Here is a 14,628-nt window from a genome sequence, read left to right on the forward strand (position 1 = left end):
GATGAAAGAAACGATGTCTTTATTGCATTCAGAATGGTTGAAAATCCGATCAATCAAGGCTTTCAAAGTGAGTGTGGCCTTCATGCTACTATTGGTGCCTGTCGTATCTTGGCTGGAGGGTCGACAGTATTTGTCTATCGGCTTGGATGCTACACCTGAGACGGTTCCTAATCTGATAAACGCCATTGATCCGCTGGAATATCTAGGTCTCAACGGGGCTTCTATGGCGGTCATGGTTTTGGTCATTTTAGCTGGAATTTTGGGAGCTATGGAATTTCAGTCTCATAGCTTGAGAACCAGTCTCTTGACCTGTAATAACCGCCTGAAGTTGCTTGTGGGGAAACTCATGACCTTTGCTTGCTTTTCTCTTGCCACTAGCTTTTTATCAATCTACTTTAGTTATATGGTCATGCATCTGGCTTTAGGAAAGGAAGGGCTTGATCCGATTCTGCTCAATCCGGCAGCTTGGAGTTTGATTTTGTGGAAAACCTTATCTCTAACCTTATTAGGAATCCTTTCGTTTTTGTTAGGTTTATTGGCCCGGACCATGCTAGTTCCTCTGCTTTTTCTCGTACCACAGATCTATAATCTGGGAAACTACCTGGCAGCTCACACGAGTTGGGGGACTTATTTGCCACAGCCAGCAGGAGAGTTGTTTGCTGCAACGCCAACTTCCCAATATGCTAACAATCCCTTGCAAGGGCTGTTGATACTTGGTGCATGGTTGCTAGTCATCGGCGGCATGGCTTCTCTGCGCTTTTTGAAGACGGATTTGGGAGGGCGCTACTGATGATAAAAGCTCTGCTTAGAAGTGAATGGATTAAGTTCCGTTCTTATTATCTCGCTCTTGGTGCAGCCTTAGTGGCTATGGTAGCTGTTCCATTTTTTCTGATGAATCTTGACTACAGTCAGATAGCAGTTGGTCAGACGAAGGCTCTGAGCGAGGTTTTGCATGCCCTCTATCTGGCGCAGCCTGTCATCGTCATCTTTACTTCTCTCTATTTTGCCCAGGAGTTTGTCAAGTCTGGGATGCGAACGAATTTTCTAACCGTATCAAATAGAAAGGCTTGGTTGGCTGGGAAATTCCTTTTTCTGGACTTGCTGCTCTTGGTTCTCTACAGTGTCATGATAGGCAGTTGTTTCCTTGTTATGCTGGCTCGTTTTGACCTAAGCTTTAGCTGGTCCTTACTAGGGAAATTTCTTTATTACAGCTCTTTTGGTCTTCTCAGCAATATTTTTCTGGCTTTTTTAACTGCCGGCCTCGCTTTGCTCTTTCAATCTTGGGTTGTGCCGGTGTCGGTGCTCTTTCCTCTCTTGATTGGTCTCAGCCGTTTATTGGCAACGTTCATCAAGGAGGCAAAGTACCTGCCCGATCTGGCTACCCTAAATCTTTTTGAGTATGAAGGGATTCAGCAGTCAATAGATCTCTCAGGGCTGGGGATACAGCTTTTATGGTTAGCTTTGGTTTGGAGCTCTGCCATATTTTTAACCTTGAAACGAGATGTTCGCTAGAGGTATGCTATAATGGAACTCATGAGACAGTATCGTATTTTGGTAGTTGATGACGACCGGAGCATTTTGAAGCTAGTAAAAAACGTCCTAGAGCTAGATGCTTATGATGTGATAACGCTTGATCGGATAGAAGACCTAGAGTTGACGCATTTTGTCGGATATGACTTGATTCTGCTGGATGTGATGATGGAGCCTGTTAATGGTTTTGAGCTGTGTTCCTACATTCGTCCTCATCTTTCGTGTCCGATCATCTTTTTGACGGCTAAGGAATTGGAGGCGGACAAGGTGGAAGGACTCTTTCGCGGAGCAGATGACTATATTGTCAAGCCTTTTGGAACCAAAGAATTGCTGGCGCGTGTCAGAGCTCATCTTCGGCGGGAGGAAAGACGGGAGGAGCGATACTCTGAAATTGCTTCTTGTCAATTTTATCCAGAGCGCTATGAAGTTGCCTGTTTTGGTAAAGTCTTGAAATTTTCAGAGCGAGAGTTTAAGTTGCTACATTTACTAGCTAGCAATCCCAAGCAGACCTTTTCAGCTGAACGCCTGCATACCTTGCTTTACCCAGAAAGCTCAGAAACACAACTTCGCTCTATCTCAGAATACGTATATCAGATTCGCCAAAAATGCAAACAAGAAGGGCTGCAAGCAATCGCAACAGTGAGAGGAGTAGGCTATAGATGGCAATTAGAACCCGAAATTTCAAAAGCCTAGTCTGGACAACTAGCTTGAAAATCGTCTTTTTCCATGTTTTGATTTTTGTGCTTATAGGTTATGAATTTACGCAAGGAAGTGATCACGTTCTTTTCGCCTTGTTCTTCTGGGCAGGGAGCTTGCTGCTGATTACTTTTTATCATATTTTGAAATTGCTCCGAAAAATCGACAGGGAAATAAAAATGCTAAAGAGCGAGAAGCTTTTAAAAGAAAATCAAAGCCAGCTTTTTCGGATTGAGGAAATGCTAGAAGTCTATAGCGATTTACGGAGTAGCCACCAAGAAAATGCTCGTCTTCTAGAAAAAGAGCAGCAGCATAATCAGGAGTTGATTTTACAGTTATCAGCGACATCGCACGATTTGAAAACGCCCCTAACTGTGATTAAGGGGAATGCTGAGCTCTTGGAATTGGCGCAGTTGGGCTATCCACAGGCAGACTATGCTGTTGAGATTTTGCAGGCTAGTCACAAGATGGAAGAGTATTGTGGCTCTTTGATTGATTACGCTAAGACTTTTCAGATTGATGCTAATCAGTTCAGTCAGCTTTCCTTAGAGGACTTTTTGGCTTATCTCCAGGACGATTGGGCACTGTTCAGCAAACAGGAAAGCTATCGTTTTTCTCTCCAAGAAGATTGTGACCTTAGTCTGATTTTGTCGATTCATTTGGACTATCTCAAGCGAGCTTTGCTCAATATTTTACTGAATGCGCTTGAACATGCTAATCAGGACCAAAAGGAAGTCAAGCTGACGGTATCAGTGCAGCAGGATCAGTTGGTTTTTGCTATCTGGAATAACGGTCCAGCATTTTCAGAGGAGATGCTGCTGGGAGCGGAACAGCTCTTTTACCAGAGTGACCAAAGCCGCAATTCAGCTAATCCCCATCATGGTATCGGCTTAGCCTTTTCTAAGCAGGTAGCTCTCTTGCATGGTGGCCGTCTGACCCTGCTCAATCCAGATCAAGGAGGAGCCTCTGTCGAGTTGACAATTTCATTAAAATAAATGAGGATGGAAGATTATAAAAACGCATAATACCAAGTGTCCAAAAGACTTGATATTATGCGTTTGATTTTTTTATTATGTAAAGATTTACTGGATTTTTCTCTCAAATTGAGTTTTTGTCCAGCCTTGTTTATTTACTTACGATACAAGCGATCGTATTGGTAGAATGGGTCAAAGGTTACGTTGATACCTAGTTTGCGAAGGACATTCTTGTCTTCATCGGTCAAGATGATGGTTGAGTGGGCTTCGCTTCCTTTGAGGTTACCAAGTTCTTCCATGGCACGTGCAGCATCTGGATTTTCCATAGCTGTGATGGCTAGCGCAATCAAAATTTCATTTGAGTGGAGGCGAGGATTGCGGCTACCTAGGTGATCGATTTTAAGACCTTGAATTGGTTTGACGACTTCAGGCTCGATTAGTTTCACTTCCTTAGCGATGTCAGCTGATTTTTTGATAGCATTGATCAAGGCAGCAGCTGTAGGACCAAAGAGTTCAGAGTTTTTACCAGTCACGATTTCCCCATTTGGCAATTCAAGGGCTAGGGCAGGGCCACCAGTTTCTTCTGCTTTTTGGCGTGCAGCGACAGCAACCTGACGGTCTGCAGGTGTGATACCGAGATCGTTCATGAGAAGTTCAATCTTCTTGACAGCAGTTTCTCCGACCTTTTCAGCTTTAAAATCAAGTACAGTCTGATAGTAGCGACGGATGATTTCTTGTTTAGAGGCTTCGATAGCAGCCTCATTATCTGTAATAGCGAAGCCAACCATGTTGACACCCATGTCTGTTGGAGAAGCGTATGGAGATTCGCCGAGGATGCGCTCTAACATGCGCTTGAGCACTGGGAAAATTTCGATATCACGGTTGTAGTTGACAGTGGTTTCTCCGTAAGTTTGAAGATGGAAGGGGTCAATCATGTTGACATCATCAAGGTCTGCGGTTGCAGCCTCGTAGGCCAAGTTGACCGGATGATGAAGGGGAAGATTCCAAACTGGGAAGGTTTCAAATTTAGCGTAACCAGACTTGATACCATTGATTTGGTCGTGGTACATGTTTGACATGCAAGTTGCCAATTTTCCAGAACCAGGTCCAGGAGCGGTTACGACAATCAAGTTGCGACTGGTTTTGATGTAGTCGTTTTTCCCCATACCTTCTGGAGAAATGATGTGATCCATATCCGTCGGGTATCCTTTGATTGGATAATGAAGATAAGAATCAATCCCGTTTTTATCTAACTGGTTGCGGAAGGCATCTGCAGCTGGTTGGCCAGCGTACTGTGTGATGACAACGGAACCAACAAAAATCCCTAATTCATTGAATTTATCAATCAAACGAAGAACTTCTTGGTCATAAGAAATGCCCAAGTCGCCACGCGCTTTAGAATGCTCGATGTTGCTTGCGTTAATGGCGATCACAACTTCAACCTGCTCTTTCAATTCTTGCAAGAGTTTGATTTTATTGTCAGGCTCATAACCAGGAAGAACGCGAGCAGCGTGGAAATCTTCTAACATTTTGCCACCAAACTCCAAATAGAGTTTGCCGTCAAATTGGTTAATGCGCTCCAAAATGTGGTCGCGTTGTAGATTCAAATATTGTTCAGAACTAAAAGCTTGTTTTTTCATTTTTTTACCTCTGACCTCTATTATAATAAAAAATTGGAAGTTAGGAAACTGCGGAGTCAAAAAAGAAATTAAAAAGATTAAGCAAACGCTTGCACAAAATTTTAAAAAGCGCTATCATAGACTATAGATTATTAAAATAATGAGGTAAGAAGATGCAAGAAAAATGGTGGCATAATGCCGTGGTCTATCAAGTCTATCCAAAGAGTTTTATGGACAGCAATGGAGACGGAATTGGTGATTTGCCAGGAACTACTAGTAAGTTGGACTATCTAGCTAAGTTAGGGATCACAGCGATTTGGCTTTCTCCTGTTTATGACAGTCCGATGGATGATAATGGCTATGATATTGCTGATTATCAAGCGATTGCAGCTATTTTTGGAACCATGGAGGATATGGACCAACTCATCGCAGAAGCTAAGAAGCGTGACATTCGAATTATCATGGACTTGGTGGTCAATCATACCTCGGATGAGCATGCCTGGTTTGTTGAGGCTTGTGAGAATCCTGATAGCCCCGAGCGTGACTACTATATCTGGCGGGATGAGCCTAATGATTTGGAGTCTATCTTTAGTGGGTCTGCTTGGGAATACGATGAAAAGTCAGGTCAGTACTATCTCCACTTTTTCAGCAAGAAACAGCCGGATCTCAACTGGGAAAATGAAAAACTGCGCCAGAAAATTTACGAGATGATGAACTTTTGGATTGATAAAGGTATTGGTGGTTTCCGTATGGATGTTATTGACATGATTGGAAAAATTCCTGATGAGAAAGTGGTTAATAATGGTCCTATGCTTCATCCCTATCTCAAGGAAATGAATCAGGCGACCTTTGGAGATAAGAATCTCTTAACAGTAGGAGAGACCTGGGGAGCAACGCCAGAGATTGCTAAGCTCTACTCGGATCCAAAGGGACAAGAATTGTCTATGGTCTTCCAGTTTGAACACATCTGTCTTCAATATCAAGAAGGGCAACCTAAGTGGCATTACCAAAAAGAGTTAAATGTAGGGAAGTTGAAAGAGATTTTTAACAAATGGCAGACTGAGTTAGGAGTTGAAGACGGCTGGAATTCCCTCTTCTGGAATAACCATGACCTTCCTCGCATCGTCTCTATCTGGGGAAATGACCAAGAATATCGTGAAAAATCTGCTAAAGCCTTTGCAATCCTGCTTCATCTCATGAGAGGGACACCTTATATCTACCAGGGTGAGGAGATTGGGATGACCAACTATCCATTTGAAACACTGGACCAAGTAGAAGATATTGAATCTCTCAACTATGCGCGTGAAGTTCTTGAAAAAGGCGTTCCGATGGAAGAAATCATGGACAGTATCCGTGTTATTGGTCGTGATAATGCCCGTACCCCGATGCAGTGGGATGAAAGCAAAAATGCTGGCTTCTCAACAGGTCAACCTTGGTTAGCAGTTAATCCAAACTATCAAGAAATCAACGTTCAAGAAGCGCTGGCGAATCCAGATTCTATTTTCTATACCTATCAAAAACTCGTTCAAATTCGTAAGGAGAACAGCTGGCTGATTCGAGCCGACTTTGAATTGCTTGATACAGCTGACAAGGTCTTTGCTTATATCCGTAAGGACGGTGACCGCCGCTTCCTGGTTGTGGCTAACTTGTCCAATGAAAAACAAAACCTTTCAGTAGAAGGAAGAGTTAAGTCAATCTTGATTGAAAACACTACTGCTAAAGAAGCAGTTGAAAAACAGGTCTTGGCACCATGGGATGCTTTCTGTGTGGAACTAACGGATTAAAATAAGGGAACCTCAAGCTTTTGTAGCTTGGGGCCTTTTTAGTAAAAATTATGTAGAAAAGTCTTTAAAAATATTTGTTAGAATTTTCTAAAAAATCTGTCGAAAGCCCTTGCTTTTATGAAAAAATAGGGTATAATGGTGAAAATACTATCTTAAAGGAGATTACTTATGAGATCGAAAAAGTGGCTCTTAGGAGCAGGTGCCGTCCTGAGCACAGCCCTTCTTTTAACTGCTTGTGGGCAAAGTGAAAAGAAGGCTGATGCGCCCAAGACATTCTCTTATGTCTATGCTATGGATCCATCATCTTTGGACTACAGTGTGACGAGCAAGAGTTCAACTTCTGATGTTATAGCGAACGTTGTCGATGGCCTTTTGGAAAATGATAAATACGGGAACTTGATTCCGTCGCTTGCAGAAGACTGGTCCGTTTCTAAAGATGGCTTGACCTATACCTACAAACTTCGTAAGGGTGTAAAATGGTATACTTCTGATGGAGAAGAATACGCTGAAGTTAGGGCCAAAGACTTTGTTACTGGGCTTAAACATGCTGCTGACGGGAAATCAGATGGTCTTACTTTGATTCAAGATTCTATCAAAGGATTAGCTGCCTACATCAGTGGAGAAAGCAATGACTTTTCTACAGTAGGAGTCAAGGCTGTTGACGATTACACGGTAGAATATACGCTCAACAAGCCAGAAAGTTTCTGGAACTCTAAAGTCACAACTGCGACCATGCTTCCAGTAAATGAAGAGTTTTTGAATTCTAAAGGGGGCGACTACGGTGCGCCAACTCCATCAAGCATCCTTTATAACGGTCCTTATTTCTTGAAATCATTGACTTCAAAATCAGCCATTGAATATGAAAAGAATCCAAATTACTGGGATAAGGACAATGTTAAGATTGACAATGTCAAATTAACTTTCTACGATGGATCTGACCAAGAATCTTTGATTCGTAGCTTTACACAAGGTGCCTATACAACAGCTCGTCTCTTCCCAACAAGCTCAAACTTTGAGTCAACTAAAAAAGAGTATGGCGATAAGATTGTTTACAGTCCACAAGAAGCGACAAGCTACTATCTTACTGTTAACGTAAACCGTCAATCTTACAATAAAACAGCCAAAACAGACGAAACTCAAAAAACATCAACGAAAGAAGCTCTTCTCAACAAGAACTTCCGCCAGGCGCTGAACTTTGCTCTTGACCGTCATTCTTATACTGCTCAGTTGAATGGTGAAGAAGGTGCAGACAAGATTATTCGTAACAGCCTAGTGCCTCATGACTACGTTCAAGTGGGCGAAAAAACCTTTGGAGAGTTGGCACAGGCAGAGCTCGTTTCATATGGAGACCAGTGGAAAGATGTAGCTCTTACAGATGGCAAGGATACGATTTACAGCCCTGAAAAGGCTAAGGCAGCCTTTGCTAAAGCCAAGGAAGAATTGCAGGGCAAAGGGGTTACCTTCCCAATTCATTTGGATATCCCGGTTGAACAAACAGATGTGATTGCCGTTCAACAGACTAACTCACTCAAGCAGTCTATTGAATCAACACTTGGTACAGAGAATGTCATTGTCGATGTCCTTCAAATGACCGATAATGAAAAAATGAGCATTACGTCTCAAGCCAAGGTACCATCCCAAAAAGACTATGACTTGAACGGAACTGGTTGGGGACCTGACTATCAAGACCCAGCTACCTACCTCAACATTCTTGATGCCAAGAAGGGTTCTGCCCTCAAACACTTGGGAATTACTCGCGGAAAAGATCCAGAAGTGATGGCTCAAGTTGGACTGGACGAATACAAGAAACTCTTGGATGATGCTGCAGCTGAAACTAGCGACCTTAATAAGCGTTATGAAAAATACGCCAAAGCTCAAGCTTGGGTGTCTGATAGCTCACTCTTAATCCCAGTTGCTTCTTCAGGTGGTTCTCCAACGGTTAGCCGTACTGTACCGTTCACAAAAGCCTACTCTCAAGTTGGAATCAAGGGAGATCCATTTGTGTTCAAAGGATTGGAGCTGCAAAAGGATGTTGTGACTGCAAAAGAATACGAAGAAGCCTTCAAGAAATGGCAACAAGAAAAAATCGAGACAAATGCCAAATACCAAAAAGAACTTGAAAAACACGTCAAGTAATCTATAAATAGAAAAGGAAGTTGCAGGAAACTGTGCTCCCTTTTTTGTTTTAGACACCAGTTGTCATAAAGGCAGTAACTTTACATTTTTGAATAAATTTGATAAAATATGGTTATGTTATAAAAACTGACATAAAGGAGTGAGTGATGATCAAACTGAAAAAAAGACTAATCGGGACAGGTCTTGTCTTAGCGACAGGGATTTTGCTCTCGGCATGTGGGCAGTCCAACACAGATACTAGCACTTATTCATCAACATTTAGTGCGAATCCAACAACTTTTAACTATCTCCTAGATTATTATGCAGATAACACTGCCGTTATTACCAATCTTGTAGATGGCTTGTTAGAAAATGACAGCTATGGGAACCTTGTACCTGCTCTTGCGGAGGATTGGTCTGTTTCATCAGATGGTTTGACCTATACCTACAAGCTCAGAAAAGATGCCAAGTGGTATACAGCTGACGGTGAGGAATATGCTTCAGTTAAAGCTCAGGATTTTGTCACTGGGATCAAATATGCCGCGGACAACAAGGGGCAAGCCATGGATCTGATCCAAAATTCAATCAAGGGATTAGATGGCTATGTGACGGGTGTGACCAATGACTTTTCAACTGTTGGTGTCAAAGCCTTGGATGACTACACAGTCGAGTACACTTTGACTCGACCAGAACCGTACTGGAATTCAAAGACGACTAATAGTATCCTTTTCCCAGTCAATGAAGAGTTCTTGAAATCAAAGGATAAGGATTTTGGTACCTTGACACCAGATAGTATCCTTTATAATGGTCCGTATTTGTTAAAAGATTTCACATCAAAATCTTCGATCGAATATGTGAAGAATCCACACTATTATGACCATGATAAAGTGACCATTGAAAAAGTTAAGTTAGCCTACTTTGATGGGTCAGATCAGGAGATGACCATTCGAAACTTTGAAAGTGGTGCTTACTCGATTGCAGGAGTCTATCCAAATAGTTCGAACTATGCTAAGACAAAAGAAAAATACCAAGACAATATCGTCTATAGCTTACAAGACAAGACATCTTGGTACTTTAACTTTAACGTCAACCGCAAAACCTATAATCATACCGCTAAAACAACGGATGAACAAAAGAAATCAGCTCAAACAGCTATCTTAAATAAAAATTTCCGTCAGGCTATCAACTTTGGTATTGATCGAACAGCCTACTCTGCTCAATCTAACGGTGAAGAAGCAGCGAGTAAAACCCTTCGTAATACTCTAGTTCCTCCAACATTTGTCCAGGTGGGAGATAAGACCTTTGGAGAAGTAACAGCTTCTAAGCTTGTGAACTACGGAACTGATTGGTCAGGTATCAATTTGGCAGACGCTCAAGATGCTTACTTTAACAAGGAAAAGGCCCAAGCAAAATTTGCGGAAGCTAAAAAGGAATTGGAAGCTCAAGGCGTGACTTTCCCAATCCATTTGGATGTCCCTGTTGATCAGACGAATAAAAATGCGGTTTCTGGCATGAACTCGGTTAAACAAACCCTTGAAACAGTACTAGGTTCTGACAATGTCGTCATTGATGTTCAACAGCTTTCTACAGATGACTTTGGAAATATCGCCTTCCTAGCGCCAAATCCAGCAGCTCGTGACTACGACTTAAACTTTGATGGTTGGGTTGGTGATTACCAGGATCCATCAACTTATCTAGACCCCTTCAATGCTGAAACTGGCTTCTATCTCAAGATTTTTGGCCTTGATGCCAAGGAAGACCAAGAGATCATCAAGAGTTTGGGGCTCGATACCTATACACAACTCCTGAAAGAAGCAGATGCCGAGAACAAAGATGTCGCTAAGCGTTATGAAAAATACGCCGAAGCCCAAGCTTGGATGATTGACAATTCTCTAATCATGTCTGCTATGTCAAATGGCGGTACAGCCTCTGTAACTAAGGTAACTCCGTTTACACGTGCCTACTCCCTAGTGGGTATCAAGGGTGACGGAAATAATTATAAGTACATGAGACTGCAAAAAGACCCTGTTACCAAGAAACAATTTGACGAAGCCAAGGCTAAGTGGGAAGAAGAAAGTAAAAAGGCTATCGAAAAGAGCCAAAAAGAGTTTGAAAACCATATCAAATAAAAACAGAAATGGGGCCCCATAATAAGGGGTCTTGTTTTTGTTTTATCAAGGATTCTGTTAATGGAAGTCATAAATTCAAAATATAGCTAAGAAAAAATGAATGAAAACGCTGATAATAGCAGGAATGGATGGAATTTCTTTCATGATTGTGATATAATAATCATAATTATTAACGTGTATAGGGGATTGCCATGAGTAGACGTTCAAAGAGAAATCGTTCAGGAAATGTGAAGCGAAGTATTAATATAGCCTTATTAGCCATTTATTTATTATTGAGTGGCTCTTTGTTGTTCTTAATTTTTAGGCATAACATCCTAGCCTTTAGGCATCTCAATATCTTAGCTGCAGTTCTAGTTTTACTATCTGCTGTCGCAGCTCTACTTTTGATAGTATATAAGAAAGCCGAAAAGTTCACGATTTTCTTTTTGGTACTTGCGGTGTTGACTAGTTCGGTTTCGCTATTTGCTCTGCACCAATTTGTAGGCTTGACTAATCACATCAATGCGACATCAAACTACTCAGAGTATTCGATGAGTGTTGTGGTTCTAAAAGATAGTGAAATCAACAACGTTACCCAGTTGGATAGTGTGACAGGTCCGACTGAAACGGATAGTGACAATATCCAAAAATTGATAGCGGATATTAAGACGACTCAGAGCAAAGACTTGACGGTTGAACAAAGTGCATCTTACTTAGCAGCCTATAAGAGCTTGATTTCAGGTGATGCGAAAGCGATTGTCTTGAACAGTGTCTTTGAAAATATCATTGAAGCAGAGTATCCAGATTATGCTTCGAAGATTAAGAAAATCTATACGAAAAAACTAACCAAGGATGTTGCGGCACCAAAGGTATCTAAGAATCAATCCTTTAATATTTATATCAGTGGTATTGATACCTACGGACCTATCAGTTCGGTTTCACGTTCAGACGTCAACATCTTGATGACTGTAAATCGAGATACTAAGAAAATCCTTCTCACCACAACACCTCGAGATTCTTATGTTCCGATCGCGGACGGAGGAAATAATCAAAAGGATAAATTGACTCACGCAGGGATTTATGGAGTGGACTCATCAATTCATACCTTGGAAAACCTATATGGAGTTGATATTAACTACTATGTTCGTTTGAATTTCACCTCTTTCTTGAAATTGATTGACCTTCTAGGTGGTGTGGATGTTTATAATGACCAAGATTTCACTTCTTTGCATGGGCAGTACCATTTTCCTGTCGGGAATGTCCATCTAGACTCTGAAAAAGCCCTTGGTTTTGTCCGCGAACGCTACTCTCTAGCGGATGGAGACCGCGACCGCGGTCGGAACCAGCAAAAAGTCATTGTTGCCATCATTCAGAAGTTAACATCAACGGATGCTTTAAAGAATTATGACAATATTATTCAAGGATTGCAAGATTCTCTTCAAACCAATATGCCTTTGGAAACCATGATGGACTTGGTTAATACACAGTTGGATAGTGGCGGTCAGTATAAGGTCAATTCCCAAGACTTAAAAGGAACTGGAAGAACGGACCTTCCATCCTATGCTATGCCAGATAGCAACCTCTATATGATGGAAATTGATGAAAGTAGCTTGGCTGCAGCCAAGGCAGCTATCAAAGATGTGATGGAGGGCAAGTAGCATGATAGACATCCATTCACACATCGTTTTTGATGTGGATGATGGTCCAAAGTCGATAGAGGAGAGTAAAAACCTTTTAAGAGAAGCCTATAGTCAAGGGGTTAGGACCATTGTTTCCACATCTCATCGTCGGAAAGGGATGTTTGAGACACCAGAAGAGAAGATAGCAACTAACTTTTTGAAAGTTCGCGAAATAGCCAAGGAGGTGGCAGATGATCTTGTCATCGCCTATGGCGCAGAAATATACTATACGCCAGATGTTGTCGAAAAATTGGAAAAGAAATTGATTCCAACCCTCAATGATAGTCACTATGCTTTGATTGAGTTTAGCATGAATACACCCTATCGAGATATACATAAAGGACTGAGCGATATTCTCATGTTAGGGATTACACCAGTTGTTGCCCATATTGAGCGTTATGATGCTCTAGAAAATAATGAAAAGCGAGTTCAGGAACTGATTGATATGGGGTGCTATACCCAGGTCAATAGTTCTCATGTTTTGAAACCAAAACTCTTTGGAGAAACTTACAAATTCATGAAAAAGAGAGCTCAGTATTTCTTGGAACGTGATCTAGTTCACGTCATCGCTAGTGATATGCATAACTTGGATCGCAGACCACCTCATATGGAAGAAGCCTATGATATCATTGCTAAAAAGTATGGCGAAGATAAGGCGAAGGAACTCTTCAAAGATAACCCACGAAAAATAATAATGGATCAATTGATTTAGGAGAAACAATGAAAGAACAAAATATGATGGAAATTGATGTATTTCAATTACTTAAAATCCTTTGGAAACGGAAAGTTCTAATTGCACTGGTAGCAATCGTAACTGGGGTAGTAGCCTTTGCCTACAGTAGCTTTATCGTAAAACCTGAATATACCAGTACGACACGTATCTATGTAGTTAATCGTAATCAGGGAGATAAGCCTGGATTGACAAACCAAGATTTGCAAGCAGGATCTTACTTGGTTAAAGACTATCGCGAAATTATTCTATCACAAGACGTTTTGGAGAAGGTCGCAACGGATTTGAAACTGGATCTTCCTTCAAAAGGTTTGGCTAGTAAAATCAAGGTGACCGTACCGGCTGATACACGTATCGTATCGATCTCTGTTACAGATCGTGCGCCTGAAGAAGCAAGTCGCATCGCCAACTCATTGAGAGAGGTTGCAGCTCAAAAGATTATAAGTGTTACACGGGTTTCAGATGTGACGACACTCGAAGAGGCTCGCCCAGCAACCTCACCATCTTCACCAAACATTCGTCGTAATACCATGATTGGATTTCTCGCTGGAGCGGTTGTGATGATTGTCGCGGTTCTCCTTATTGAACTCCTAGATACACGTGTTAAACGACCAGAAGACGTTGAAGATGTTATGCAAATTGCACTATTGGGAGTAGTTCCAAATTTGGATAAATTGAAATAGGAGAGAAAAATGCCAACGTTAGAAATTGCACAAAAAAAATTAGATTTGGCAAGAAAAGCAGAGGAATATTACAATGCGCTTCGTACCAATATACAATTGAGTGGAAATAACTTAAAAGTTATTTCAATTACATCAGTAAAACCAGGGGAAGGGAAGTCAACTACTTCTACCAATATTGCTTGGGCCTTTGCGCGTGCTGGATATAAGACGCTTTTAATTGATGCCGATATTCGTAATTCTGTCATGTCAGGTGTTTTTAAATCACGTGAAAAGATTACGGGATTAACAGAATTCTTATCAGGGACAACAGATTTATCACAAGGGTTATGTGAGACGAATGTTGAAAATTTGTTTGTCATTCAAGCTGGTTCCGTTTCTCCAAATCCCACAGCTTTGTTACAAAGTGAGAATTTTAAGACTATGCTTGATACTTTGCGCAAGTACTTTGATTACATCATTGTGGACACCGCTCCTATCGGGGTTGTGATTGATGCGGCTATCATCACTCAGAAATGTGATGCTTCGATTTTGGTGACTGCAGCTGGTGAAACAAATCGACGTGATATCCAAAAAGCCAAAGAACAATTGGAACAAACAAGTAAACCATTCTTAGGGATTGTATTAAATAAATTGAATACCTCGGTTGAAAAATATGGATCATATGGAGCTTATGGCTCTTACGGGAAAAAATAAGAGATAGCTTAGGGAAG

12 protein-coding genes are annotated in these 14,628 nt (G+C 41.3%); 11 read left to right on the top strand and 1 reads right to left on the bottom strand.

Going from position 1 to position 14,628, the window contains the following annotated elements:
- Position 1: 1 nt before the first annotated feature.
- Genes PG086_RS01725 through PG086_RS01740 form a run of 4 tightly spaced genes read left to right on the top strand, consistent with a single transcriptional unit; the run spans position 2 to position 3,221 of the window.
- The gene (locus PG086_RS01725; protein ID WP_270747512.1) at positions 2-790 is read left to right on the top strand and encodes an ABC transporter permease; all 789 of its coding nucleotides are present in this window, start codon (positions 2-4) and stop codon (positions 788-790) included.
- Positions 790-1,512 carry a lantibiotic ABC transporter permease gene (locus PG086_RS01730; RefSeq protein ID WP_084872492.1) on the top strand — a complete coding sequence of 241 codons (723 nt, stop codon included), beginning with the start codon at positions 790-792 and terminating at the stop codon, positions 1,510-1,512. The genes PG086_RS01725 and PG086_RS01730 overlap by 1 nt, the downstream gene beginning before the upstream one ends.
- A gap of 12 nt (positions 1,513-1,524) precedes the next feature.
- A complete protein-coding gene (locus tag PG086_RS01735) occupies positions 1,525-2,223 on the top strand; it encodes a response regulator transcription factor (protein WP_084872493.1) in 699 nt (232 codons plus the stop codon).
- Positions 2,190-3,221: a sensor histidine kinase gene (locus PG086_RS01740; protein WP_270747513.1), complete on the top strand. Its 1,032-nt coding sequence runs from the start codon at positions 2,190-2,192 to the stop codon at positions 3,219-3,221. The genes PG086_RS01735 and PG086_RS01740 overlap by 34 nt, the downstream gene beginning before the upstream one ends.
- A 134-nt stretch (positions 3,222-3,355) precedes the next feature.
- Here PG086_RS01740 and PG086_RS01745 read toward each other — a convergent pair whose 3' ends face one another.
- Positions 3,356-4,840, bottom strand: a complete 1,485-nt coding sequence (locus PG086_RS01745) for a DUF1846 domain-containing protein (RefSeq protein WP_084872496.1) — start codon at positions 4,838-4,840, stop codon at positions 3,356-3,358.
- A 152-nt stretch (positions 4,841-4,992) separates the two neighbouring features.
- On the opposite strand from PG086_RS01745, the gene PG086_RS01750 reads away from it, so the two are divergent.
- The 7 genes from PG086_RS01750 to PG086_RS01780 all read left to right on the top strand — a co-directional run bounded on the left by PG086_RS01750 (position 4,993) and on the right by PG086_RS01780 (position 14,611).
- Positions 4,993-6,603 (top strand): glycoside hydrolase family 13 protein, encoded by a 1,611-nt coding sequence (locus PG086_RS01750; RefSeq protein ID WP_270747514.1) that lies wholly within the window; start codon positions 4,993-4,995, stop codon positions 6,601-6,603.
- Positions 6,604-6,771: 168 nt separating this feature from the next.
- Positions 6,772-8,739 (top strand): peptide ABC transporter substrate-binding protein, encoded by a 1,968-nt coding sequence (locus tag PG086_RS01755; RefSeq protein WP_270747515.1) that lies wholly within the window; start codon positions 6,772-6,774, stop codon positions 8,737-8,739.
- A 146-nt stretch (positions 8,740-8,885) separates the two neighbouring features.
- Positions 8,886-10,847: a peptide ABC transporter substrate-binding protein gene (locus tag PG086_RS01760; RefSeq protein ID WP_270747516.1), complete on the top strand. Its 1,962-nt coding sequence runs from the start codon at positions 8,886-8,888 to the stop codon at positions 10,845-10,847.
- Between the two features lie 191 nt (positions 10,848-11,038).
- Positions 11,039-12,484: an LCP family protein gene (locus PG086_RS01765; RefSeq protein ID WP_270747517.1), complete on the top strand. Its 1,446-nt coding sequence runs from the start codon at positions 11,039-11,041 to the stop codon at positions 12,482-12,484.
- 1 nt (position 12,485) lies between these two features.
- Entirely contained in the window at positions 12,486-13,217 is a 732-nt protein-coding gene (cps4B, locus tag PG086_RS01770) for a capsular polysaccharide biosynthesis protein Cps4B (RefSeq protein ID WP_061598030.1), read from the top strand.
- Between the two features lie 8 nt (positions 13,218-13,225).
- A complete protein-coding gene (gene cpsC, locus PG086_RS01775; protein WP_000664132.1) occupies positions 13,226-13,918 on the top strand; it encodes a capsular polysaccharide biosynthesis protein CpsC in 693 nt (230 codons plus the stop codon).
- Positions 13,919-13,927: 9 nt separating this feature from the next.
- The gene (locus PG086_RS01780; protein ID WP_270747520.1) at positions 13,928-14,611 is read left to right on the top strand and encodes a tyrosine-protein kinase; all 684 of its coding nucleotides are present in this window, start codon (positions 13,928-13,930) and stop codon (positions 14,609-14,611) included.
- Positions 14,612-14,628 lie beyond the last annotated feature (17 nt).

The organism is Streptococcus halitosis (assembly GCF_027691175.1).
Classification (GTDB): domain Bacteria; phylum Bacillota; class Bacilli; order Lactobacillales; family Streptococcaceae; genus Streptococcus; species Streptococcus halitosis_A.

What these genes read in the sequence shown, in the direction of transcription:
- PG086_RS01780 (WP_270747520.1), top strand. Translation starts at nt 13,928, where the DNA reads ATGCCAACGTTAGAAATTGCACAAAAAAAATTAGATTTGGCAAGAAAA.
- PG086_RS01730 (WP_084872492.1), top strand. Translation starts at nt 790, where the DNA reads ATGATAAAAGCTCTGCTTAGAAGTGAATGGATTAAGTTCCGTTCTTAT.
- PG086_RS01755 (WP_270747515.1), top strand. Translation starts at nt 6,772, where the DNA reads ATGAGATCGAAAAAGTGGCTCTTAGGAGCAGGTGCCGTCCTGAGCACA.
- PG086_RS01760 (WP_270747516.1), top strand. Translation starts at nt 8,886, where the DNA reads ATGATCAAACTGAAAAAAAGACTAATCGGGACAGGTCTTGTCTTAGCG.
- PG086_RS01765 (WP_270747517.1), top strand. Translation starts at nt 11,039, where the DNA reads ATGAGTAGACGTTCAAAGAGAAATCGTTCAGGAAATGTGAAGCGAAGT.
- PG086_RS01740 (WP_270747513.1), top strand. Translation starts at nt 2,190, where the DNA reads ATGGCAATTAGAACCCGAAATTTCAAAAGCCTAGTCTGGACAACTAGC.
- PG086_RS01735 (WP_084872493.1), top strand. Translation starts at nt 1,525, where the DNA reads ATGGAACTCATGAGACAGTATCGTATTTTGGTAGTTGATGACGACCGG.
- PG086_RS01745 (WP_084872496.1), bottom strand. Translation starts at nt 4,840, where the DNA reads ATGAAAAAACAAGCTTTTAGTTCTGAACAATATTTGAATCTACAACGC.
- cps4B (WP_061598030.1), top strand. Translation starts at nt 12,486, where the DNA reads ATGATAGACATCCATTCACACATCGTTTTTGATGTGGATGATGGTCCA.
- PG086_RS01725 (WP_270747512.1), top strand. Translation starts at nt 2, where the DNA reads ATGAAAGAAACGATGTCTTTATTGCATTCAGAATGGTTGAAAATCCGA.
- PG086_RS01750 (WP_270747514.1), top strand. Translation starts at nt 4,993, where the DNA reads ATGCAAGAAAAATGGTGGCATAATGCCGTGGTCTATCAAGTCTATCCA.
- cpsC (WP_000664132.1), top strand. Translation starts at nt 13,226, where the DNA reads ATGAAAGAACAAAATATGATGGAAATTGATGTATTTCAATTACTTAAA.